A 22,359-nucleotide genomic window follows, 5' to 3' on the forward strand; every position below is an offset into this window, starting at 1 on the left:
GGAGTGTCATGAACTCTGCAGGCTTGACGAGCGGTGCCCTATTAGCAGGCTGCTGAAAAAGTCCGCCATCGCAAGCCTTGTGCCGAAATAGGCAGGTTTTTCGGGCTCTCTCGTTGAGCTGACGAAAAGCCATCGTGGCATTCATTGATCAAGTGGACGAGACAGGTCCGCCAAAATCGTTTTTCAGCAGCCTGTTAGACAACCCCTGTCTATTTTCGGCGTCCAATGGTGATTTCCCACTTTAGAGCCTTAGGCGCATCAGGCAACTTCAGCGCCGCTTCCAGCCGGGCGATATCTGAATACCGTCGGCAATCCAACCGAAAATAAACTGCGCTATCATGAACACGCGAGACTTTGAGTAACTGCATATCATGTGATGCAAATTCCAGGGCGCATCGCGACAGAACATTCCACATGTCGGTAGCTTCAACAGTCACATCAAGGGATATAAAGTGATTGGGAAGCATCACCGCAAGTTCTTCATACTGATCTGTATTTGTGAGCATTTTGCCTCCTGATACCTCTGTGGAGGGAAGAACGAAATCAGGGTGGTTAGCCTTGATTGCATTGGTTTCACACCCGCAGTGCGCCAATCAAACCGGCACAACCCGAATGTCGAACACTTATCCAGTGAGAATAGGGAGAGTCAAGAAAAATCCTTGATTACGGATTTTTTTCCGCTATAGCGTCCCTATTCCAGTAGGAGATGATGATGACTGCTGCCTTCTTAACCCAGATAAGCGAAACACTCGCCTCGATCGAGGCTGAAGGCATGATGAAACGAGAGCGTTTGATCACCTCGCCGCAGGGCGGGCGGATTACTGTTGAACATGCGGGCCAGCAACGCGAAAATGTGGTGAACCTCTGTGCCAATAACTACCTTGGGCTTGCCGATCATCCGGCGTTGATCGCAGTGGCGAAGGATAGCTACGACGCCCATGGGTTTGGCATGGCGTCAGTGCGATTTATCTGTGGCACACAAGATATACACCGACAGCTTGAACAACGGTTGGCGGCGTTTCTGGGCAAGGAGGATTCCATCCTGTTTGCTGCTTGTTTTGATGCGAATGCTGCCGTGTTTGAGCCACTTTTAGGACCCGAGGATGCAATTATTTCTGACGCATTAAACCATGCGTCAATTATCGACGGCATTCGTTTGTGCAAAGCACGTCGCTATCGCTACTCAAATTCCGATATGGACGATCTTGAGGCAAAGCTGAAAGAAGCGCGTAATAGCGGCGCGCGCCATATCATGATTGCGACGGATGGTGTGTTTTCGATGGATGGCTATCTGGCAAACCTGCCGGATGTCACCAATCTGGCGCAAAAATATGCCGCGCTGGTGATGGTTGATGATTGCCACGCCACCGGATTCATGGGGCCACAGGGGCGTGGCATGGCAGCGCATTACGGTGTCGATGTAGACATATTGACCGGTACCTTTGGCAAGGCACTTGGTGGGGCCATAGGCGGTTATATCGCCGGACCACAGGCCGTGATTGATCTGCTGCGTCAGCGCGCGCGACCTTATCTGTTTTCAAATTCACTGCCCCCTGCTATGGTGATCGCCGCTCTTGCTGCGCTTGATTTGGTGGAGGCAGGGGACGATCTGCGTTGGCAACTGTTTGAGAACACCAAATACTGGCGCGACGGGCTTGCATCACTGGGCTTTGATCTGCTGGATGGTGAGCACCCTATTGTGCCCGTCATGTTAGGGGATGCGCGGCTGTCACAACAAATGGCGACAAAGCTGTTTGATCACGGCGTCTATGTTGCCGGGTTCTTCTTTCCTGTTGTGCCAAAAGGCGCGGCGCGGATCAGAACACAAATGAATGCTGCCTTAACCAAGACAGATTTAGATTTTGCACTGGATGGTTTTGCCAAAGCCGGACGTGCAGTGGGGGCAATATCATGAGCAATCAAATGAAAGCGCTGGTTAAAGCCCGGGCAGAGGTAGGTCTGTCGATGGAGCGCGCGCCAGTGCCAGAAATTGGCGCGTACGATGTGCTGATACGGATCAACAAAACCGGCATCTGCGGTACCGATGTTCATATCTGGAACTGGGACGACTGGGCGCAGAAGACGGTCCCTGTGCCATTGATAACCGGCCATGAATTTGCGGGTGAGATTGTCGAGCTCGGCAAAAATGTCGACGATCTGACGATAGGTCAGCGCTGTTCGGGCGAGGGCCACTTGATTGGCAAAAAGTCCCGCCAGTCTCGTGCGGGCAAGTTTCATCTTGATCCGGAAACCAGAGGTATAGGCGTGAATGAGCAGGGCGCATTTGCGGAATACCTACGCCTACCTGCGTTTAACGTAATGCCGCTGCCGGATGAAATTGACGACGACATTGGTGCGATTCTGGATCCGTTGGGCAACGCTGTTCACACCGCGCTGTCCTTTGATCTGGTTGGTGAGGACGTATTGGTCACTGGCGCTGGCCCGATTGGGATCATGGCTGCGGCTGTTGCTCGTCACGTTGGAGCACGTCATGTGGTGATTACCGACGTCAATCAGGACCGGCTCGATCTTGCGGCACGCGTGGTCGATTTGTTTCCAGTAAATGTCGCAAAACAGGAGCTACGCGAGGTCGAGGGCGCGTTGAAGATGTCCCAAGGTTTTGACGTGGGGTTAGAGATGTCCGGGAACCAGATGGCGCTGGATCAGATGGTGGAAAATCTGGTGATGGGCGGCCGCATCGCGTTACTGGGCATTCCCCCTGGAAAATCGCCTGTGGATTGGTCGCGAATTGTATTCAAGGCCATTACCATCAAAGGCGTCTACGGCCGCGAGATTTTTGAAACCTGGTATAAAATGATCGCCATGCTGCAAAACGGATTGAACGTGCGTGATGTGATCACCCACCGGTTTGATGTGGATGATTTTTGCATCGGGTTTGAAGTGATGCGATCTGGACTAAGTGGCAAAGTTGTGCTTGATTGGAACAAGCTGAACTCATCTACGTGAGCAAGGTGTAGAAGCGACTACACCAAGGTGGAGAGACATTGGCAAACCAAAAGATAAACGAACGGTTGGCGACAAGACTTAAGGAAGCCCGAAAATCGCGTGGACTGAGCCTTGATTCACTCGCAAAGCTTTCCGGCGTATCCAAATCAATGCTGTCGCAAATCGAGCGTCAAGAAAGCAGCCCGACTGTCGCCAGTCTGTGGAACCTTACACAGGCGCTCGGTATGGATTTCTCGGGCCTTCTGGACGACGGCACTACCGAGGAAGACCCCATCAAAGAAGTGGTCCGGGCGGAAAAGGTTCCGATAATTAATTCCCGCGGAACCGGCTGTAAAATAAGAATTCTCAGCGCTCCCGAAAGCGTCGGACTTACTGAAATCTATGACCTCGAATTTGAGGCAAATGGCATCTTGGAAAGCGATCCGCATCGTTCTGGCTGTGTTGAGAACCTCGCGGTTTTCAGTGGAGAACTTATTGCCACATCGGATAGAGCCAAAGAGACACTGGGTGCGGGGGATACAATCCGATATGCGGCGGACCGACCACATTCAATTCAGGCTAAAGACCGGCCCGCGCGTGCTATCTTAATCGTCGAAGGTTCGTAAAGGAGGAGTGAATTTTGTTACCCACATGGATTGCGGCGCATTCAAGCCTATTGTCTGAACAAATCTTCGCAGTCGGGTTTATCCAAGCAGGACGTAGCATGCCATAAATCGCTTTGATTGGCCATCAAGGGTGGCTATGAATTGCGAATAACTTTTGCGCATCGAGATCGCCGAGAAATTCGGTCCAGGCAGCTTTACTCTCGCGGCCCATATTCATGATTGGAAGCAGCACCTTCTGCCCGTCCCAGCGCACGCCTATGGCCGCCAGCACCGAGATATTCGTGGCTTTCTTGTTGGGTTGTGTCCCAACCCGTTCTCTAATCGCCTCCGTCAAGTTCTGATCCTTGTTGCAGTCCATCATGCGTGCCGGGCTCTTGGGTTCTCTCCGCGGTCGTCGCGTAAGCATCCGCTGTGTACCGCGGTCAGGCTGCCTTGACGTGTTGCGTTGCTCCGTCCCATTCCCAAGGCAGAAGCTCGTGCAGGCGTGAGACCGGCATGTCGGAGATGCGGGCGATGACGTCGGCGAGCCAGGCCTGCGGATCGATACCGTTCAGTTTGGCCGTGCCGATCAGGGAATACATGGCGGCGGCGCGCTGCCCGCCACGCTCGGACCCTGCGAAGAGCCATGATTTTCTTCCGAGGGCCACACCGCGCAGCGATCTTTCGGCGGCATTGTTGGTCAGGCAGATGCGGCCATCTTCGAGGAACGCGGTGAATCCTGACCAGTGCTTCGGCGACAGCAGGTAGTCGATCGCCTTGGCGACCTTGGCGTGCTTCGAGAGCAGCGCACGTTCTTCGCGCAGCCAACGCTCCAGATCGGCGACCAGCGGGACCGACTGGCGTTGTCGCACCTCGAGGCGGGCGGCGGGGGATTTGCCGTTGATGTCGCGCTCGATCTCGAACAGGGCGTCGATGCGCTTCACCGCCTCGAACGCGATCGGCGAGATCTCCTTGGCGTTCTTGCCCTTGCGAATGTTCTTCTCGGCATCCGCGAGTTCGAAGAACTTGCGGCGGGCATGTGCCCAACACAGGGCCGAAGCAACGGGCCCCGGCACTCGCTTCGGGTCGTAAAGCTGGTTGTATCCGGCATAGGCATCAGCTTGCAGGATGCCCTGCCATCCCTTGAGATGCCCGGTCGGATGCTCGCCGCCCCGATCGCGGGAGAAGCGGAAGACCACCATAGGCGGGGCGGTGCCGCCGAAGGTGCGGTCATCGCGCACATAGGTCCAGAGCCGCGCGGTCTTCGTGCCGCCGCGGGCGAGCAGCGGCACTGTCGTATCATCGCCATGCAGCCGTGCGGCGGCGAACACATGCGCCTCGATCAGCGCGTTCAGCGGTGTCAACAACTCGGTCACCGCGCCCACCTGGTCGGCGAGCCTGGACAGGCTCAACTCGACGCCTTCGCGGGCATAGCGGTCGGCCTGGCGGTTCAGGGGCTGGTGCTGGCCGAACTTCTCGAACACGATCATGGCAAGCAGGCTGGGGCCTGCCCAGCCGCGCGGGGTCGGGTGGAACGGGGGCCGGAGGCTGGCTGATCTTCTCGCAATCGCGACACGTGAACTTCTCGCGGACGGTTTGGACCACCTTCCACTGCCGCGGCACCACCTCCAGCGTGTCGGTGACATCCTCGCCCATCTTCACGATCCGTTCGGATCCGCAGCACGCGCAGTTTGAGGGGGCCTCGACCACGACCCGTTCGCGCGGCAGATGCTCGGGGAACGGCTTCTTCACCGGCTTGCGCCGCTCGAAGCCTGCAACCTTCGTCTTCTCCGCCGCCTGCTCGGCGCGGATGGCATCCTCCGCCGCAGCGGTTTCCAGTTCCTCGAGCTGCAACTCGAGCTGGTCGATCAGCCGGGCGGTGCGTTCGGCGCTGCGGCCATACTTGTCGCGCTTGAGCATGGCGATCTCAAGCTTCAGGCCGGCGATCAGCGCCTCGGAGGCCGACACAACAGCGTTCGAACGGGCAAGCTGGGCCTTCGTGGCGGCCAATTCGGCGCGCAGTTTCTCGAGTTCGGAGGCGGCATCTGACATGGTCACAATCTACCATGCCGGTTCGGAAATGCCCATGCAAAACAGGACTATGAGCGCTATTTATCCAACCTTTTCAGGGCGTTGCGTCCAGCGCGGATTGCGCCAGTCAATTCCTTCCAGCGATCACCCATGTTGATACCCCCCATTGTCAGGCTGACAGATTCTCAAATCCAGTTCGCCGATCACGTGATTTCGTAGGTTCTGCACTCCGTCCAACACGACTGACGTGTCGGGAAACAGATAGGCACCGGTTGGCTGAGGTTCGATGAGCAGACGCTTCTTCTTGATCTGGACGTAGAGCCAGTTGACCGGAATCCCCAACTTGGCAGCGAGCTCCGTTGTGCTCAGGAAGCCGGGATCGTGCTCCCACCGCCTGCGGGAAGGGGGCGCCTTGATGCCTTCGGCCAGCCGGATACGTTGCACGGTGACGGGAAGAACCATGTCGGCACAGTTGGCCGATCCGTGACCCTCTTCGGTGAGAAGGCGAGCAATTTCATTGTCGGGCCTGCCTTCTTTCGCCAGGTCGAGCAGGCGCGCCCGCATTTCGCCACCCCGAGCGAGTTTTGCGATCGCCGTGACCCGCATTTTGACATCGAGGTCGGTCACCGCCCCGCCGCGCCATACGATGCGGACCAGCGCGCGCTCGGACGTCCGGTCGAGCACCACCTTGTCCACCAGGCAGCGCAGGAGCGACTTGCGATGCGCGTCAGTGGTGGCGGGATCCGCCCAGATTTGCGGCAGACGTCCCGCCAAGGCCACCACCTTGCCGGTGAAAGCCTTCCCCCATTGCCAGAGGCGCGGTCGGTTGCTGTTCGGATTGCTCGGCCAGCGCCGCCTCCGCCGCCCGAGCCTCCATCAGCGCGCTTTCCCAGCGGCGTTCAAGTTCGGCGGCCACGAGACGGTTGTCAGGATCGACGCGATTGTACTGCCGCTGTGCCAAAGCCGCTGCATAGCGTGTGCGCTCGACCTCGCGTTCGGCGTTTGCGCGCAAGGCTCCGTCGACCTTGCTCTGGGCCCGGCGGGCGCGTGACAGAGCATCGAGTTCCGCGGGGGCCAGCGCGGTCAGGAATGCGTCGGCAACAGCGGCGTCCACTGCCTCGGCCCGGATATGCTGGCAAGTGGGCAACCCGGAGTGGGTGCGCAAGTGGTTGCAGACATACTCTCCGCCGCCCTTGTATCGAACATACATCTTGTGGCCGCACCGTCCGCACCACACGATGCCATGCAAGAGAAGGTCGCCGTCGCGGGGGATGCCTCTTGTCTTGGTGCGCATGTATTCGGCCCGGTTGTCGCTCACGATGCTGCGGATCTTCTCATAGGTCGGCCAATCGATATAGGCCGGATACCGGTCCTTCACGACAATACGCCATTCCTCGAGAGGTCTCGCCACTTTCGCTTTTGCCGGAGACCGACCGTCCGGGGTCGTGTCCCTCATGCGGGTTCGGCCATAGACGAAAGCGCCTGCGTAAGCGGGATTCTTCAGGATCGCAGCGACCGCGGAAACCGTCGCGCGAGCCCAGTGCAACTCGCCGTGCCGGTCCCTGCGTGGCAGATCGAGACCGCGAGCATTCAGCATGCGCATCACCTTGGCGATGCTGCGCAGCTTCAGAAAGAGTTCGAACACAAGACCAAGCCGGTCCTGAACACCCATATCGGGATCCTTCAGCACGACACCGGCATCCCGTACGAGGCCGACCGGCAAGGTGAGGGCGAGCTCCCCGCGCTGTGCCTTGGCGATCGAGCCGGTCGTCAGGCGGCTGCGGATCGTATGCAGCTCGAGTTCGGATATGGTGCCCTTGAGGCCAAGCAGAAGGCGTCCGTTGGCACTGCCGGGGTCATAGACGCCGTCGCGATCGGCGATCAGACACCCCCGCAGCCCACAGATGTCCAGAAGAGGATACCAATCCGAGCAGTTGCGCGCGAGCCGCGTCACGTCGACGGACAGGATCATTCCCACTTCGCTGAGCCCGACCCGACCGACAAGTTCCTGGAACCCGCTGCGATGTGCGGCCGAGGCGCCGCTCAGACCGAGATCGGCGTCGATCACGTCAATGTCAGCTTCATGCCATCCAAGATCGTGGGCGCGTTGGCTGAGCGCGTATTGCAGCCGCAGGCTCTCTTGGTTGCTCACGACCTGATGCGGCGTCGATTGTCGGATGTAGACGACGGCCTTGCGCTTCAGATGCGTCAGTTGGATCAACTCGGACATCACGAAAGACCTCCGCCAGAACCACGGCTATGTCGTCGACGATCTGGCGCCTCAGCGTCACCGGCAGCATCGTCCAAAGATCTTCGGGTGCCGTGCTCATGATCTAAACTTACCACATTTAGTAGCTCCAGCAAAGCTTCCACGCTCAGTTTGGTAGGAGAAGTCAGCAAAACACACGGCTCGGTCACCGCCACCGGCACATTCAGTGTCACGCCATCGCGATACGCAACCTCGTAGAAGGGCGAAGAACTGCCCCTGCGAAACAACGATCGGCCAAGAACCTGGAACCTGCGCCCAAAGAGCGGATGGCGCGGATCAAGGACCTGAACCTCCTCTGGAAAAGATTCGTCAGCATCACCAAAGGGGGTATCCCCAAACACCTTCGAGAAGATAACCGAGCTGGGCTGCGGAGACCTGGACTGCGTCGCCCGTGCGGCTCACCGGCCAGATGAACTTGCCTGCCTCGAGACGTTTCAGATAGAGTGATGTGCCGACCCCCTCATGCCATAAAATCTTGACCAGATCGCCTTTGCGGCCGCGGAAGCAAAATATCTCTCCCGCATGCGGATCACGCCCGAGACCTTGCTGCACCTGCAATGCCAGCGTGTTCATGCCCCGCCGCATGTCAGTCACGCCGCCGGCGATCCAGACCTTCACGCCTGCCGGAAACGCGATCATTGCCCGTCCACCACTGACAGGATCCGCGCAAGCGCTTCCGGCTCGACCCCGGTGGGCACGACAAGCCGACGGCCATTCGGCAGGGCTATCTCCACCTGAGAGTTCCGTGGAAGATCAGGGGGATCAACCGGCCCCGTTTGAGAGGCAGGGACACCCTTCGTGACGGTCACCGGGGCGAAGGATACCGGGCGGCCCGCACCAAGCTCACCGTTGCGATACTGTCGCCGCCAGATCGTCAACAGTGATCGGCAAATGCCATGCCGCCGCGCCGTCGCTGTCACTTGCCGGTGGCCGACAAAACTTTCCTCGACGATCCGGAGCTTGCCCTCATCCGACCATTGCCGACGACGAATGCCATCGGCTGCAGAGAGAACTTCGATTTGAGGGCGGTAAATGAAATCGGACATAACATCGGACTTATCATCGGATCGTAGCCAAAGTCAGACGGCCGCCGCCGGAGCCTTACCCTGCAAATGCCCGCTTATGCACGCTGGTGCGGTTTTTCTGGTCCGGTGTTGATGTGGCGTTGATGTAAACCGCACAAGCAAAAGCCCGACTGATTAGGTCGGACTTTAAGCTTTTGATTTAGCGTTGTTTTTTGGTTGCGGGAGTAGGATTTGAACCTACGACCTTCAGGTTATGAGCCTGACGAGCTACCGGGCTGCTCCATCCCGCGCCAATTGTGCCTCACGAGGACCGGTGTTGTTCAGGTGAGGCTACATCGAAGAGAGATACAAACTCTGGGGGTTTTACTAGGTTTGGCGACGACCTACTCTCCCACGTCTTAAGACGCAGTACCATGGGCGCTACGGCACTTAACTGCCGGGTTCGGGATGGGACCGGGTGTTTTGCTCGCGCTATGATCACCAAACCGAGAAAAACCCTCGGAGTTCCAAGTCAAGAATACTGTGTAGTTGGTGTGTATGACTGATGTTTTCGGAGGTTTGTTCACAGTTTCCTGCGAAGTCTGACTTCTACTGGATCAAATCAAGCCTATCGAGCAATTAGTACCAGTCAACTGAACGCCTTACAGCGCTTACATCTCTGGCCTATCGACGTGGTGGTCTACCACGGCTCTCAGGGATACCTTGTTTTGAGGGGGGCTTCCCGCTTAGATGCCTTCAGCGGTTATCCTGTCCGTTCATAGCTACCCTGCACTGCTGCTGGCGCAACAACAGGTCCACCAGTGGAACGTTCACCCCGGTCCTCTCGTACTAGGGGCAACTCCTCTCAAGTATCCTACACCCACGGCAGATAGGGACCGAACTGTCTCACGACGTTCTAAACCCAGCTCACGTACCTCTTTAAACGGCGAACAGCCGTACCCTTGGGACCTGCTCCAGCCCCAGGATGAGATGAGCCGACATCGAGGTGCCAAACACTGCCGTCGATATGGACTCTTGGGCAGTATCAGCCTGTTATCCCCGGCGTACCTTTTATCCGTTGAGCGATGGCCCTCCCACTTGGGACCACCGGATCACTATGACCGACTTTCGTCTCTGCTCGACTTGTCAGTCTCGCAGTCAGGCTGGCTTCTGCCATTGCACTCAACGACCGATTTCCGACCGGTCTGAGCCAACCTTCGCGCGCCTCCGTTACGATTTAGGAGGCGACCGCCCCAGTCAAACTACCCGCCACGCAGGGTCCCGGATCCGGATAACGGACCGCGGTTAGACATCAAGAGTGCGAAGAGTGGTATCTCAAGGATGACTCCACAGAATCTGGCGATCCTGCTTCAAAGTCTACCACCTATCCTGCACATCACAATCCTGATGCCAGTGCGAAGCTGTAGTAAAGGTGCACGGGGTCTTTCCGTCTAACCGCGGGAAACCTGCATCTTGACAGGTAATTCAATTTCGCTGAGTCCACATTTGAGACAGCGGGGAAGTCGTTACGCCATTCGTGCAGGTCGGAACTTACCCGACAAGGAATTTCGCTACCTTAGGACCGTTATAGTTACGGCCGCCGTTTACCTGGGCTTCAATTCAGAGCTCTCACCCCTCCTTTTTAACCTTCAGGCACCGGGCAGGCGTCAGACCCTATACGTCGTCTTGCGACTTCGCAGAGCCCTGTGTTTTTAGTAAACAGTCGCCACCCCCTGGTTTGTGCCCCCGGCCTCTACTTGCGTAAAAACCGGGCCTCCTTCTCGCGAACTTACGGAGGTATTTTGCCGAGTTCCTTAAATGTGGTTCTCTCAAGCGCCTTGGTATTCTCTACCAGTCCACCTGTGTTGGTTTAGGGTACGATCTAGCGATGGAGCTATTTCCAGGAACCGATTAGCGGCCCACCCAATCCGATAAGGGTGAACAACCTTCACGATCCGTCACTTCCATCTGGCCCAGGAATATTAACCTGGTTCCCATCGACTACGCCTTTCGGCCTCGCCTTAGGGGTCGGCTTACCCTGCTCAGATTAGCTTTAAGCAGGAACCCTTGGACTTTCGGCGACAGTGTCTCTCACACTGTTTGTCGCTACTCATGTCATCATTCTCACTAGTGATCTCTCCACGGGATCGCTCACGCGCCCGCTTCATCGAAAGCTCCACGTCTCCGTAACGACCGAAGTCGCTAAAGAGACACGGAACTATGTCACACTACGCTCTGCTACCACGGTCACATAAGTGACCATCCTAAGCTTCGGCTCATGGCTTGAGCCCCGTTACATCTTCGCCGCAGGACAACTTGTTTAGACCAGTGAGCTGTTACGCTATCTTTAAAGGATGGCTGCTTCTAAGCCAACCTCCTGGTTGTTTTGGTCGTCCCACCTGCTTTCCCACTTAGCCATGAATTAGGGGCCTTAGCTGTAGGTCAGGGTTGTTTCCCTCTCGACTACGGACGTTAGCATTCGCAGTCTGTCTGCCATCTAGTACTCCTCGGTATTCGGAGTTTGGTTAGGATCAGTAAGCCTGTGGGGCCCCATTACCCATCCAGTGCTCTACCCCCGAGGGTATTCGGATGACGCTCTACCTAAATAGATTTCGCAGAGAACCAGCTATCTCCGAGTTTGATTGGCCTTTCACCCCTAGGCACAACTCATCCCGACCTTTTTCAACAGGTGTGGGTTCGGCCCTCCAGTAAGTGTTACCTTACCTTCAGCCTGGTCATGCCTAGATCACTCGGTTTCGGGTCTGATCCATCTAACTCATGCGCCCTATTAAGACTCGCTTTCGCTGCGCCTACACCTAACGGCTTAAGCTTGCTAGATAGACCAAGTCGATGACCCATTATACAAAAGGTACGCCGTCACAAGACTGGACACTGATAACAATCATTTCATAGGGATGGACACGCGGAAGTGGACTGTTTCCAGACCGGGGTTATCGCTGTAAAGCCCTGCGTTCGATCTATGATCGGCGCCGAGCCCTATGCGAACTCCCTCTCGGTTTTGATATCCGAGTTCGATCCCCGAACGCCATTCGATAGGACCACCCAGATCTTCTTCGCCGCCCTTGGCATACAGCCCCGGCATTGAATGGAATTGAGCGTACCACCGTTTGTTCGGTGTCGTGTATGTGGTCGTGTTGCCGATGCCGACCCAAAGCCCGCCCTCGTCGGTGACTGAAGCACCGTAGGTGAGCTGAAATGGTCCGCGCGCTATGCCCGTTTGCTTTCTGATGTAGATCTCTTCACCTACTTCATCTTTTTGAAAGACAACGTTACCGACGGATAACCCAAGATATGGGGTGCGTTCGCTTTTGGCAAAGCAACCTTCGTTCGGGCAATAATTAACGCCCATGTTGATCAACCCCAGAACGAGGGCGACAACAGCGTAGGTTCCATCCGTAACAACGGCCAAATCCGACATTTTCACTTCCTTGTCGCTATGATTTGCATCTTAGTGATGCAGATTGTCATTAGAGTCCAGTCAAGCTCCGACTGATTGTAGGCGTTCGGTTTCAGGTACTGTTTCACTCCCCTCGTCGGGGTGCTTTTCACCTTTCCCTCACGGTACTGGTTCACTATCGGTCAGTAAGGAGTACTTAGCCTTCGAAGGTGGTCCTCCGATCTTCAGACAGAATTTCACGTGTTCCGCCCTACTTAATACGTCCAATCATGCTTCATATACGGGGCTATCACCCTTTATAGCCGTGCTTCCCAACACGTTCTATTCACATTCATGGCTCGGCTGGTCCCCGTTCGCTCGCCGCTACTAGGGGAGTATCATATTGATGTCCTTTCCTCCGGGTACTTAGATGTTTCAGTTCTCCGGGTTTGCTCTTATAAACCTATGTATTCAGTCTATAAGTACCTAGTTTACCGCATTATTAGCTGACCTTGCGGTCAGTAATAACACAGTATCAGGTGGGTTGCCCCATTCGGAAATTCATGGATCAAAGCTTATTCTCAGCTCCCCATGACTTATCGCAGAGTATCACGTCCTTCATCGCCTCTTACTGCCAAGGCATTCACCAAACGCCCTTTTCGCGCTTGATTTGATCCAGAAAAAGACAGACTTCATCGCCGTCCTATCGCACAGAGTGCGACTTGAGGACAATTTCGTCTGACACGGCTCCCCAGCTGGTAACTAAAGGGGCCTTGCTTCTGGAACAAAAGTCATACTTTTCCCGCCTGGCCGACATGCGGCCAGACAATGTGCGATCCTCGCGGATCCCACAGGATACAGAACCGTGCAGAACTGTATCCGGGTTAGTGTACTTGACTTGGACAACACCGTCTTTTCAGTAGGCAGACGCATGGGCAGTCGAGGAAGCAACCACGTCATACGCTCGCTTTTGGATCGAAATCCGCCAGCACCAAACCGAGGTGGATCGCTAACGCGCGAACACCAACAGTGTTGTTATTGTATCTCTCTTTACGATGTCAATTCGTCCGATTGGACGGTTAAGAACTGCGCACAGTGCTTAACGGTACAATCAAGTATTGCTGGGGCGCCTGCGTCGATTGCTGCGCAATCGACTTTCGGCTTTGTTCCGCTTAATCGCCTTGCGATTAAGCTATGGTGGAGCCTAGCGGGATCGAACCGCTGACCTCCTGAATGCAAATCAGGCGCTCTCCCAGCTGAGCTAAGGCCCCCTAGTGTGGCTTCGCCGCAGGCGAAACGCACGAGCGCGGAAAGCGAATTGCGAAGCAAATCGCGGCGCGTATGGATGCTGTCTTGTGCTCTCGTCGATTGCTGCGCAATCGACTGCCGCACCCGTCATTTTCGATTCGCGAAGAATGACGTTGGTGGGTCGAGGAGGACTTGAACCTCCGACCTCACGCTTATCAGGCGTGCGCTCTAACCACCTGAGCTACCGACCCAAACAGGCCGGTAGGCCTGAAAACTGTTCTGAAGAGATATGAGGACGGCTCGGCCCAAATCAGATCCAACATGTGAACCTGACTGATGTGATCAGCTTTGTTTGCTGATCTGCTAAGTTTTCCACGATCAAGAGCAAGCTCAAGATGCTAGGAAAATCCTTAGAAAGGAGGTGATCCAGCCCCAGGTTCCCCTAGGGCTACCTTGTTACGACTTCACCCCAGTCGCTGAGCTCACCGTGGTCCGCTGCCTCCTCGAAAGGTTGGCGCACGGCCTTCGGGTGGACCCAACTCCCATGGTGTGACGGGCGGTGTGTACAAGGCCCGGGAACGTATTCACCGCGTCATGCTGTTACGCGATTACTAGCGATTCCGACTTCATGGGGTCGAGTTGCAGACCCCAATCCGAACTGAGATAGCTTTTGGGGATTAACCCATTGTCACTACCATTGTAGCACGTGTGTAGCCCAACCCGTAAGGGCCATGAGGACTTGACGTCATCCACACCTTCCTCCCGCTTATCACGGGCAGTTTCCATAGAGTGCCCAGCTTAACCTGCTGGCAACTAGGGATGTGGGTTGCGCTCGTTGCCGGACTTAACCGAACATCTCACGACACGAGCTGACGACAGCCATGCAGCACCTGTATGATATCCAGCCGAACTGACGAAACCATCTCTGGTAACTACGATATCTATGTCAAGGGTTGGTAAGGTTCTGCGCGTTGCTTCGAATTAAACCACATGCTCCACCGCTTGTGCGGGCCCCCGTCAATTCCTTTGAGTTTTAATCTTGCGACCGTACTCCCCAGGCGGAATGCTTAATCCGTTAGGTGTGTCACCGAACAGTATACTGCCCGACGACTGGCATTCATCGTTTACGGTGTGGACTACCAGGGTATCTAATCCTGTTTGCTCCCCACACTTTCGTACCTCAGCGTCAGTATCGAGCCAGTGAGCCGCCTTCGCCACTGATGTTCCTCCGAATATCTACGAATTTCACCTCTACACTCGGAATTCCACTCACCTCTCTCGAACTCTAGACCAACAGTTTTGGAGGCAGTTCCGGGGTTGAGCCCCGGGATTTCACCCCCAACTTGCTGATCCGCCTACGCACGCTTTACGCCCAGTAATTCCGAACAACGCTAGTCCCCTCCGTATTACCGCGGCTGCTGGCACGGAGTTAGCCGGGACTTCTTTACTGGGTACAGTCATTATCTTCCCCAGCGAAAGAGCTTTACGATCCTAAGACCTTCATCACTCACGCGGCATGGCTAGATCAGGCTTGCGCCCATTGTCTAAGATTCCCCACTGCTGCCTCCCGTAGGAGTCTGGGCCGTGTCTCAGTCCCAGTGTTGCTGATCATCCTCTAAAACCAGCTATAGATCGTAGACTTGGTAGGCCATTACCCCACCAACTATCTAATCTAACGCGGGCCGATCCTTCTCCGATAAATCTTTCCCCCCGAAGGGCGTATAAGGTATTACCCACCGTTTCCAGTGACTATTCCTTAGAAAAGGGTACGTTCCCACGCGTTACTAACCCGTCCGCCGCTCACCCGAAGGTGCGCTCGACTTGCATGTGTTAAGCCTGCCGCCAGCGTTCGTTCTGAGCCAGGATCAAACTCTCAAGTTGAAAAGCTGTTACCAGCTTATCCTTGACGTTCGAACCTCTGCACATATTTGCTCCAACCGGCAAAGGTTGAAGCAGACTGTTTGTCTGTGCTTCCAGTTTCATCAGAAACCGAAAACCCTGCCAAACAGTGAAGCTGACACTACATCATCGGGTTGCCCCTAGTAGCGCGACATATGTACAGTTGTAAGTTCATCGAATGAACCAAACCGCCCACATATCTCTTCAGATAATATCAATTTCAAAGAGCGTCGGGACTAAAAGCCCCAGAAGACAAATCTAACAGACCACGCTTAAACTACCAAGCGCCGTCCGCACCACCTATCCCCGAATTTCCCCACCGTCAAGGCCTCCAGAGCACCGCCCCGTCATCCCGTCCAGTGTCCCGATCAGCACCTCAGCACCGCCGGTGAAGGGGGTTCTAGTCCCAGTTCACTACACCCGCAACCCCCTTTTTATAGAAAACCGAATTTCAGGTCATTTTGCTGATTTTCCAGCAAAAATATTAGGTTACGCATACTTTGTTTCCTCTTGCCCCGCGCTTTGCGCAACTTTGTTACCACCCCTTTCATCAGCAGAGGTAGAAATCCCGCCAGATCAATATCGCTTTGCCCTCCGATCACGGGAATCGCCCCTTTCGCCCCGCGAATCCCGGCTACAAGTCGCGTGAAAATGCGCGGATAATCCCGAAGCCATGTCCGCGAGATGGGCGTTTCAGCGATTCCCCAAAGAATTCCCCAGCCGAGTCGCCACGATTCTCGCCCAGCACAGGGAATCATGGCGAATGTCGCATGGACTTGCCGACCTGCCCCTGTGCCCCCTCAGCTACGTGGTGACACCGGAAATCCCTGGGGTGCGCTCGCAAAAGGGGCGGACCCACCTCTGCGAATCCGCCCCTTTTTGCCGTCTCTCTATAGGGGGTGCTTTTCAGCCTTATCTCTTGTGGATCACCGCCACCTGATCGCGCCGCTTCTTCTGGTACTTCACCGGATGGACGATGCAGGCCGAAATTTCGGGGATCAGTGCATTGAACGCCTTGGCCACCGCCGGGTCGGTGTGCTGAAATTCGCGCGTGTCAATGTAAGAGCGCAGCAGCGCCGCCGTTTTGGTGATGCCGCCCAGTTCGTAGGTGTCCGGCTGCCAGCGCAGATCCTCGATCACATACAGACCGCCGGACGCCAGTTTTGGAAATATCTCCAGAAACGCATTCTGCTGATGATGGCTTGCGTGGCTGGCATCATCGATCACGATGTCCAGCGTCGGCATGTCCGCTGCCGCATGTGCGATCGCGCTGCGGTCGTCCATGTCGCAACGATGAAATGTGAACCGGTCATGATCGAACCAGGAGAAGTCCGATACATCGAGGCCATGAATCCGCGCCTTGGGGAAATAGTCCAGCCACATGCGGATCGATGGCAGATCCGTCGTGTTGCGATCCGCGTCTTTGCCATGCTCGGGCCCGCCGATCAGCAGGCCCATTTCCAGAAAATTGATCTTGCGCTGTCGGTAGGGGTTGAACAGCATGTGATAAAGTTCGGTATACCGATGCTTGGTCGATCCCTTGTCCGAGCCGTATTGATCGGCCAGATCCGTCAGGTTGATCGCCGCCGTCTTCTTGGGGTTGCTTGCGTCCAATATCCCGCCTCCTTACTCTGCCGCGTCAGCGGTTGGCATCTGGCCAATGATAGGTGCCCCTGATGGATCAATCCCGTGCTTCTTCAGCAACCCGTCGATCAGGCCGCCCTTGTCCGGCAATCCGTCCGGGCGCGACGCCAGAAATTCGCGGATGCGCCGCCCGTATAGATGGATCGACGTCGTCCTGTCCGTCAGATAGCTTTCGGCCGAGGCAAGGCGCCCGGCCTTGACCATGCGGCGGCGTTTGTCGAAGGGGATCGGGTACAGCACGTCGCGCGGGAACGCGTATTTGTCCTCGCCGGTCTTGTGAACGTAATGCGTCACCGCCTGCGGGCCCCAGACACCCCATGGCAATTCGCTGCAATGCACGGGGTTGCCTGCATCGGCCTGCGCCTGCAGCTTGGCTTTGGCGCCGTCACTATACCATTCGGGAATACCGTACTCGTCATGGCTCATCTCCAGCAGACCGGCCAGCGCCGGGCTGCCCTGAGGAAGGCCCAGAACGCCGCCGTTGATGTGGCTTTCGCTTTCCCAGCCATAGTAATGCCCGGTTTCGGTCTCGAACGGCTTCATGCAGTAGGCATCGGTATCGGCCCAGATCGTCCGCTCGGATTGCGTCAGCAGATGATACCGGAACACGTCCGAAAACAGCGCCAGACTGCCGGTGCGGCCATGCTGGATGAAATCATCCCGTTTGAGGATTGCATCGCCATGCAGGACGGTGACACCCTGGGGCACATTCGCCACCGGGCCATAATGATACAGCGTGACCTCGTGCCCCGCGTCCAGAAAGGACTGCACGCACAATTGCTCGACATAGCTGAGCGGGCCTTCGACCCACAGCATCGCGATGTGATGTAGTTTGCTCATGGGTAAACCCGCCCTCGATTACTTTAGTTGCCTCTTGCATGCCTGCTGTCGGGGCTTTGCTGCGGGGGACGTTACCTCAGGCCCCGTTTTCACGCAATCGCGCTCAGCAGCGGCGCCATTGCAATCAAACGCCATCCCCGTTTTAGTCCAAATCACGGGTGATCTGTGGCACGTCCACAGTTAAGACTCTGTGAAATCATCACCAAACAGGACCGACATGAGCAGCACACAGATAACACCGCTATCCTTTTGCGTGATGCCGTCACGTTTTGCAGTGCGCGACGCCCCCTTCGGCATCGAGGGCTGGGACGCCGCCGCCAAGAACGCGTTCGACGACAACACCCTGTTCCATGATGTGTTCCAATCCGCCGACCCCGGTGTCGTCTATGCCGTCGGCCCGCCGCTCAAGCGGACCTTGCGCACGTTCATCAAGAACGCGCAGCTACAGATCGACGGAATGCCCGCGACGATGCGCGAAATCAGCCAGTCGAAACGTGCCTGCCTGATCGAGATCAGCGCAGATACCCCCCATGCCCACACGCTGACGATCCGCCACCCCCAGCTGTCGGTTAACATCGCGATCAGCCCCTCGGCCCTGCCGCGCTACGCGGGGCTTAACACGATGTTCACCCTTAGCCGCAATAATACGCTGGATTGGGTGCGCGACTGGGCCCGTTACCATGTCGACACGCAGGGCGTGGAGGGGATCGTTCTGTATGACAACGCATCCGATCACTACGGCGCTGATGCGCTATGCGATGTGCTGTCTGGTATTGGCGGCCTCAAGACGTTCGATGTCGTGCCCGCGCCGTTTCAATACGGCCCCGCCGGGATGTCGCGCGAACTGACCAGTGCCCGCTATCTGCAATTTGCGCTGCTTGAAATCACGCGGTTGCGCTTTCTTCAGCAGGCCGCCGGTGTGCTGAACATGGATATCGACGAGATGGCCCATGGCCCGGCAGGCCAAACCGTGTTTGAGGCTGCTCAAAATAGCGATGCCGGGTTCCTGACCCTGCCCGGAAGCTGGCGTTACCCCCAGCCCGGCGCGCCGCTGCTGCACGAATCCCACATTCTGCGCCGCGCCGACATGGAAGAGCCGATGTATCCCAAATGGTGCCTTGTTCCAGATGGCCCCCATTGCGGCAAAAGCTGGCGCACCCACGGGATCAAGGGACTGCCCGACCAGCCGCAGGAGGGCTTTGGGTTTTTTCATTGCCGCATGGTCTCGGAAAGCTGGCACTACGACCGCTCGGAATACACGGACCTCGCGCTGGAGCCTGATCCGCTGGCGATGGATGTCCTCGCCGCCGCTCTCAACCCGGTCTAGGACGCAGCAAGGTCACCCGGTCCCGCTTGGCGATTTCTGCCATGTCCCGATCATAAAGCCGGGTCAGATGCGTACGCTCTTCCGCGCTCCACGGATCATACCCGGGATAATCCGGGCCGCGCGGATAGGCGTCCTGAATTTCCACCCGCCGCGCCAGCGCCGCCTCGCCGCCGCTGCGCTCGATCTCGATCAGCAGTTCCTGCACGGCGCGGTGGCTGGCGGACGGGCGCCCGCGCTTGCGCCCCGGCGCGGCCAGCGACGCCACATCGATACCGGGGCCGCACAGGTTGCCGATCACGGTATCAGACAGCGCGTGAAAATCCTCATGACGCCAGAGGGTCAGCTGCGCACCCGGAAAACAGATCAGCACCTGTTCGATGAATCCGGTCCAGCTGGGCAGGTTCGACAGCACCGCGCGCTTCATCTGCGCCTCGGGGATCACATTCTCGCCCTTGGCCGAGCGCAGGAATTCAATAAACGTCGAGGCAAAGAAATCCGCGTAGTTGCGCAGCGCCAGATGCACCTCCGTCACTGGATAGGGAATGTGCTGCGCAAAAATCGGCAGCAAGACCTCGCGCCGGTTATAAAGCAGGCCGGACCGCACGCAATGGCCGCTATGGCCCGGCATGTTCTCGTCCGAAATCACGATCCGCTCGTCCGGCCCGGCGCCGATGCCCTCAAAGAACTTGCGCGCCTGTTTCGCCAACTGATCATCGGGCATCTTGGTCTTGTAGTTCAGCCCCAGCTTTTCATAGCCGTTCAACTGCGTGGGAAAGGTGTATTTCTTGCGCGTGTCGCGGTGATGCACGTAATGCACGCCGCTTTTGCGCAGGCGCCCGGCGTTGCGTTGCAGGATCGATTGGATATGGCTGGTCGCCGTCTTGTGGACGCCGCCATGCACCACCACATGAGGCGCGTCCCCGGCCATCTGCCTAGCCCTCTTGCAGCTCGGGCGCGGCGTTGATCACCCGGATCTGATCGCGGAAGGCATCCCACCCCTCACGTTGACGCAGGTCCTCGATCTTGCCGCGATGCCAGTCGACGGCGCCCTGGTGCAGGCGCGCCAGTTCGGGATCTTGCAGTAGCCTGTCCATCTCGCGGCGCAGGCCCGGCAGGCGGGCGTGGATGCTGGTATCCACCTCGGAATTGTAATTCATGTTCGACCAATAGGTGATGCCCTGATCGTCCCCCACATGGTTGGTGCGGCCCCGGTCCCGTTTTACCAGAAAACTGTCGACCGAACGGACGGCATAGTGATGCAGCCGCGCGTAGTCATGGGCAAAGCCATCATACGCCTTCCACCCCTGACCAAGGTAGTCATCCGGCATCGGCTTGCCGCCGCCATCGACCCAGGCGACATCGCCGCGATCCAGATGAAAGGCCGGGCGGTGGATGCGCAGCTTTTCAAAGCGGTCATTGTTGCGCACCAGCGTCTTCATGCCCAGCGCGCGGTAGTTGGGAAACTCCAGTTCACCGCAACTGCGATCGAACTGCTCAATCACGAAATCCGGGGAATAATCCACCCGCCCGCTATTGCCGAACAGCTTCCAGCAGACCGAAATCGCGTCGGCCTCGCCCACGGCGGCAAATAAATCGTCCAGCCGCCCGTCGCCCACGCGGATGTTCAGAAATTCGTCGCAATCCGCGCAGACCAGCCAATCGGCGTTCTGAACGATATCCAGTCCCTTGGCATCCTTCAGCGCGCTGCGCTGCGGACTGCCGCCGGGCTTGAACGGGTTCTCGCGGTGCTGCGCCAGCCCCATCTTGTCCAGACGCTTGGCAATCAGATCGGTGCCGTCATCGCAGTCATTGGTGTAGATCAGGAAGTCGGTGAACCCGATCAGCCGATTGTAGGCCACCCACTCCAGGATGAAGGGGCCCTCGTTCTTCATCGTGGTCACGATGACGCGGCTTTGCTTTTCAGATGTCTCAGTCGCCTTTCGCCCGGCATTGGCCGGGGCGACTATACGGGCCGCAGGCCCGTCCACGGGCTCCTTGGTGCCTTTGATCTTGGGTTGCCGGGCGATATCGGCCAGCGCATCGGGCTTTGGCTTGGCTGCCTTGCCCGTCGGTGCGGGCGGAGTTTCGGGCGCCGCAGCCGCCTCTTCCTCCAACCGGCGCTTGCGCTTGCGCAGGCGGCGCCGGAACGCCTTGTCGAAACTGTCGGCCAGCGCCTCGCGGCCCTTTTCTCGGAAATAGTTCGACACCGCGCCGCGATACCACGGCAGGTAGCGCCGCTCGCGATAGAGGCTGTAAAATTCCGGCGCGGTCAGTTCGTCCATGATGCAATGCGTCATCACGGCCTTGAGCGCGCCGATCTTGCGCAGAAGCACGGCTGTCTTGTGGTTCGAGAACCAGCATTTGAAAATGTGCACATTGTCGCCGTGAAACCGGTCGACATGCTGCTGGTCCAGCTCGAAATAGGGATCATAAAACACGTTCACCCGGCCCGCACCCGCCGTCAGCGCCGCGCCATCGGCCAACGGCAATGTCCAGTCCTGCCGCTGCCCATTTTCATACCGCGTTTCCCAAGGGACCAGAGCGGGGTCCAGCGTGGTCTGCGGATTGATCGCGACCACATGCGCACCCGGCACCAGCGATGAGAACGCCAGCGACGCATAGCCCCCCATCGACACGCCGGCAAAGACGACCCGCTCATACCCCTCGAAAAACCCTTGCGCGACCAACCCCTGAAACCGGCGGATCAGGTCGCCGTCGCGATACCAGTCGCTGACATGCGCCATGACGCCCAAATGCGAATAGCCGCCATCGCTGGCAAATTTATACGCCCACGGTTCGCGCGTGATGCTGTCATCGTTGACGTTGGACAGGTTATCGAACGTCACCAGCAGGCGGTCACTGGGCCGTTTGATGAACATCAGGGAATGGCGCAGGTTCTTCTCGAAAAAACCCTCGCCCTCCGCGCCGGGGCGAAGATCGTCCAGCCACCGCGGGGTTTCCGGGCTTTCGTCTGTTGCCTGCTGTGCCATCTTACCAACTTTGCGCTGCGCTTTGCCCTTGGTCCGACATGGGACACCCGGCCTGCCCTGCCGACCCGTCGAATTTGCGTCACCTTACAGGATCGCTGTGAAATATGGCAACATAACAATGAACATGTGGCTATTGTCTCGCAAATAGCACTCCGTAAG

Annotated in this window: 14 protein-coding genes, 3 tRNA genes, 3 rRNA genes and 1 pseudogene; 4 read left to right on the forward strand and 17 right to left on the reverse strand. The window is 57.2% G+C overall.

What is annotated here, in order from left to right:
• Window positions 1–209: 209 nt before the first annotated feature.
• Window positions 210–506 (reverse strand): hypothetical protein, encoded by a 297-nt coding sequence (locus tag FGD77_RS04370; protein WP_255006666.1) that lies wholly within the window; start codon window positions 504–506, stop codon window positions 210–212.
• Window positions 507–712: 206 nt separating this feature from the next.
• Here FGD77_RS04370 and FGD77_RS04375 point away from each other — a divergent pair, with 206 nt between their 5' ends.
• From FGD77_RS04375 to FGD77_RS04385, 3 genes are read left to right on the forward strand one after another with little or no spacing between them, the layout of a single operon-like run.
• Window positions 713–1,915, forward strand: coding sequence for a glycine C-acetyltransferase (locus tag FGD77_RS04375; RefSeq protein WP_255006586.1), 1,203 nt, complete (start codon window positions 713–715; stop codon window positions 1,913–1,915).
• Window positions 1,912–2,967: an L-threonine 3-dehydrogenase gene (tdh, locus tag FGD77_RS04380; RefSeq protein ID WP_255006667.1), complete on the forward strand. Its 1,056-nt coding sequence runs from the start codon at window positions 1,912–1,914 to the stop codon at window positions 2,965–2,967. The genes FGD77_RS04375 and tdh overlap by 4 nt, the downstream gene beginning before the upstream one ends.
• 38 nt (window positions 2,968–3,005) lie before the next feature.
• Window positions 3,006–3,572 (forward strand): helix-turn-helix domain-containing protein, encoded by a 567-nt coding sequence (locus FGD77_RS04385; protein WP_255006607.1) that lies wholly within the window; start codon window positions 3,006–3,008, stop codon window positions 3,570–3,572.
• Window positions 3,573–3,720: 148 nt separating this feature from the next.
• Here the strand turns inward: FGD77_RS04385 and FGD77_RS04390 are convergent.
• From FGD77_RS04390 to FGD77_RS04455, 14 genes and pseudogenes are all read right to left on the reverse strand, one after another.
• Window positions 3,721–3,882 (reverse strand): annotated as a pseudogene (locus tag FGD77_RS04390) (transposase); the annotation flags it as partial.
• A gap of 112 nt (window positions 3,883–3,994) precedes the next feature.
• Window positions 3,995–5,603 (reverse strand): IS66 family transposase gene (locus FGD77_RS04395; RefSeq protein ID WP_255006669.1). Its coding sequence is split into 2 segments (ribosomal slippage): window positions 3,995–5,089 and window positions 5,091–5,603, totalling 1,608 coding nucleotides; the frame shifts between segments, so codons are not numbered across the junction.
• A gap of 123 nt (window positions 5,604–5,726) precedes the next feature.
• Window positions 5,727–6,356 carry a hypothetical protein gene (locus FGD77_RS04400; protein ID WP_255006670.1) on the reverse strand — a complete coding sequence of 210 codons (630 nt, stop codon included), beginning with the start codon at window positions 6,354–6,356 and terminating at the stop codon, window positions 5,727–5,729.
• Complete coding sequence (locus tag FGD77_RS04405; protein WP_255006671.1) at window positions 6,310–7,812, reverse strand: recombinase family protein; 1,503 nt, start codon at window positions 7,810–7,812, stop codon at window positions 6,310–6,312. Before FGD77_RS04405 ends, FGD77_RS04400 begins: the two co-directional genes overlap by 47 nt.
• 354 nt (window positions 7,813–8,166) lie before the next feature.
• Complete coding sequence (gene tnpB / locus FGD77_RS04410) at window positions 8,167–8,490, reverse strand: IS66 family insertion sequence element accessory protein TnpB (protein ID WP_255006672.1); 324 nt, start codon at window positions 8,488–8,490, stop codon at window positions 8,167–8,169.
• A complete protein-coding gene (locus tag FGD77_RS04415; RefSeq protein ID WP_255006611.1) occupies window positions 8,487–8,897 on the reverse strand; it encodes a transposase in 411 nt (136 codons plus the stop codon). Before FGD77_RS04415 ends, tnpB begins: the two co-directional genes overlap by 4 nt.
• A 192-nt stretch (window positions 8,898–9,089) precedes the next feature.
• Window positions 9,090–9,166, reverse strand: a tRNA-Met gene (locus FGD77_RS04420).
• 80 nt (window positions 9,167–9,246) lie between these two features.
• Window positions 9,247–9,361, reverse strand: a 5S ribosomal RNA gene (gene rrf, locus FGD77_RS04425).
• Between the two features lie 112 nt (window positions 9,362–9,473).
• Window positions 9,474–12,923: ribosomal RNA gene (locus FGD77_RS04430) — 23S ribosomal RNA — on the reverse strand.
• A 524-nt stretch (window positions 12,924–13,447) separates the two neighbouring features.
• Window positions 13,448–13,523, reverse strand: a tRNA-Ala gene (locus FGD77_RS04435).
• Between the two features lie 151 nt (window positions 13,524–13,674).
• Window positions 13,675–13,751: transfer RNA gene (locus tag FGD77_RS04440), tRNA-Ile, on the reverse strand.
• Between the two features lie 163 nt (window positions 13,752–13,914).
• Window positions 13,915–15,381 (reverse strand): 16S ribosomal RNA (locus FGD77_RS04445).
• Together the 16S, 23S and 5S rRNA genes with 3 tRNA genes alongside form the textbook arrangement of a ribosomal RNA operon.
• A gap of 930 nt (window positions 15,382–16,311) precedes the next feature.
• The gene (locus tag FGD77_RS04450; protein ID WP_255006675.1) at window positions 16,312–17,013 is read right to left on the reverse strand and encodes a class I SAM-dependent methyltransferase; all 702 of its coding nucleotides are present in this window, start codon (window positions 17,011–17,013) and stop codon (window positions 16,312–16,314) included.
• A 12-nt stretch (window positions 17,014–17,025) separates the two neighbouring features.
• Window positions 17,026–17,883 carry a hypothetical protein gene (locus FGD77_RS04455; RefSeq protein WP_255006677.1) on the reverse strand — a complete coding sequence of 286 codons (858 nt, stop codon included), beginning with the start codon at window positions 17,881–17,883 and terminating at the stop codon, window positions 17,026–17,028.
• 217 nt (window positions 17,884–18,100) lie between these two features.
• Between FGD77_RS04455 and FGD77_RS04460 the strand changes: the two genes are divergently transcribed.
• A complete protein-coding gene (locus tag FGD77_RS04460) occupies window positions 18,101–19,210 on the forward strand; it encodes a hypothetical protein (RefSeq protein WP_255006679.1) in 1,110 nt (369 codons plus the stop codon).
• Here the strand turns inward: FGD77_RS04460 and FGD77_RS04465 are convergent.
• A complete protein-coding gene (locus FGD77_RS04465; protein ID WP_255006682.1) occupies window positions 19,197–20,138 on the reverse strand; it encodes a hypothetical protein in 942 nt (313 codons plus the stop codon). The genes FGD77_RS04460 and FGD77_RS04465 overlap by 14 nt on opposite strands.
• A gap of 4 nt (window positions 20,139–20,142) precedes the next feature.
• Window positions 20,143–22,200 carry a glycosyltransferase family 2 protein gene (locus FGD77_RS04470; RefSeq protein WP_255006684.1) on the reverse strand — a complete coding sequence of 686 codons (2,058 nt, stop codon included), beginning with the start codon at window positions 22,198–22,200 and terminating at the stop codon, window positions 20,143–20,145.
• Window positions 22,201–22,359 lie beyond the last annotated feature (159 nt).

This window comes from Roseovarius sp. M141 (genome assembly GCF_024355225.1).
In the GTDB taxonomy this organism is placed as follows: domain Bacteria; phylum Pseudomonadota; class Alphaproteobacteria; order Rhodobacterales; family Rhodobacteraceae; genus Roseovarius.